The following is a 2018-nucleotide window of genomic DNA, read 5'->3' on the forward strand; positions in this document are numbered from 1 at the left end:
GATCGGCACGGTGCCGTCGACGACGACCGAGCCATCGGCTTCTTTCTTGACGCCCTGCATGTCGACATCGTGCTCGTCGGCGATCTCGCCGACGATCTCCTCGATGATGTCTTCCAGCGTCACCAGCCCTTCGACCTCGCCATACTCGTCGACGACGATGGCGAAATGCGTCTTGCGCCGCAGGAAGGCGTTGAGCTGTTCCTGCAAGGTGGTGGTGTCCGGCACGAACCAGGGCTTCGCCGCGATCTTCATCACGTCGATCCGCGAAAAATCGTTGCCGACCTCGTTGAGGGCCCTCAGCAGGTCTTTCGCGTGCAGGACGCCGACGATGTTGTCGAGCGAGCCCTTCCACAGCGGCATGCGGGTGTGCGGACTCGTGAGGATCTCGCGCACCACTGCCTCGGGCGCATTGTCGGCATTGACGGAGCGCATATTGGTGCGGTGGACCATGACGTCCGACACTTCGAGCTCGTCAAGCTCGAAGAGGCCCTCGAGCCGGTCGCGCTCCTCGCGGTCGGCTTCGCCGTCACGACGGGAATCGTCGCTGTCATGATCCTTGCCGTTGCGCTCGGATCGCTGCTGCGGCTCGATCGGCCGCAGCGCGTAGCCGAAAGCGGCAAGCAAGCGGGCGCGGAACAGAAGCGCCACGATCATGATGGCGGCGAGGACGGCGGCGACGATCCAACCGGCGTCGATCATCCGGAACGGTTCCTCTTGGACCGTTCGGGATGGCTCATCTTGAGCGCTGCGGGATGGCTCATCTTGAGGAAGGAAAGCACTTCCGAGGGCGGCACGTCCTTGGCGATGAAGGCCTGGCCGATGCCGTGTGTGAGGATGAAGGTCAGCGCGCCGCGCGAGACCTTCTTGTCCTGAGTGATGAAGGAAAGCAGCGCCTCAGCGTCCGGCAACTCCCCGGGAATATCGGCCATGCGCCAAGGGAGGCCGACGGCGCTGAGATGCGCCTCGACGCGTTCCGCGTCGTCCGGGCTCGCCAGGTTGAGCCGCGCCGAAAAGCGATGCGCCAGCGCCATGCCGATGGCGACGCCCTCGCCATGGACGAGGCGCGCGCCGTCATATTGCGTGGCGGCTTCCAGGGCATGGCCGAATGTGTGGCCGAGATTGAGCAGGGCGCGATCGCCGGTCTCGAACTCGTCCCGGGCGACAACGTCGGCCTTGGCGCGGCAGGCCTCGGCGATCGCCTCGACGCGCGCCGGGCCGCCGGCAAAGACCTGCCCCCAGTTCTGCTCCAGCCAGGCGAAGAAGGCCGGGCGATCGATCAGCCCGTATTTGGCAAGCTCGGCATAGCCGGCGCGGAACTCGCGGATGGGCAGCGTGTCGAGCACTTGGGTGTCGGCCAGCACCAGCCTGGGCTGGTGGAAGACGCCGACCAGGTTCTTGCCGCGCGGGCTGTTGATGCCGGTCTTGCCGCCGACGGAGGAATCGACCTGCGCCAAGAGCGAGGTCGGGATCTGCACGAAATTCATGCCGCGCCGCACGATGCCGGACGCAAAGCCGGCGAGGTCGCCGATGACGCCGCCGCCGAGCGCGATCACCACGTCGCGGCGTTCGAGCTTGGCGGCGAGCACGCCGTCGACCACCTCCTCGAGATGGGCGAAGCTCTTGGTCTTCTCCCCGGCGGGCAATGTGATGACGGCGGACTGGATGCCGCCTTTCTCCAATCCCGCCTTCAGCGTGTCGAGATGCGCGGCGGCGACGTTCTCGTCGGTGACGATGGCCGCGCGGGTGCCAGGAAGCCGGCGCGCGACCTCCTCGCCGGAGCGCGCCAGCAATCCGGAACCGATAAGGATGTCATAGGCGCGGTCGCCAAGCCCGACCTCGACCTTTACCGGTTCGGCATGGCTCACGGCTGCCCCTCGTCATTTGTGGCGCCTGTAGCGCCCGTCGCGATCGCCTCGACGCCGAGATGGGCGCAGAGCGCCGCGACGACTTCGCCGGCGATGATCTCCTTGCGGTCGTCGCGCGTCGGCACGGTCAGGTCGGCGGCGGCATAGACCGGA

General features: G+C 66.7%; 2 protein-coding genes and 1 pseudogene. All 3 read right to left on the minus strand.

Translation table 11 applies throughout. The annotated features are described in order from the left end of the window. The coding region (locus tag EOA24_RS35765) for a CBS domain-containing protein (protein ID WP_127410694.1) at positions 1 to 699 on the minus strand (699 nt) is incomplete at its 3' end. Continuing rightward, on the minus strand, positions 696 to 1865 hold the full coding sequence (aroB, locus tag EOA24_RS35770; RefSeq protein WP_126080991.1) for a 3-dehydroquinate synthase: 1170 nt from the start codon (positions 1863 to 1865) through the stop codon (positions 696 to 698). The genes EOA24_RS35765 and aroB, both read right to left, overlap by 4 nt. Further along, positions 1862 to 2018: pseudogene (locus EOA24_RS43555) on the minus strand (shikimate kinase); the annotation flags it as partial. The gene aroB and the pseudogene EOA24_RS43555, both read right to left, overlap by 4 nt.

Source organism: Mesorhizobium sp. M2A.F.Ca.ET.039.01.1.1 (genome assembly GCF_003998035.1).
Lineage (GTDB): Bacteria > Pseudomonadota > Alphaproteobacteria > Rhizobiales > Rhizobiaceae > Mesorhizobium.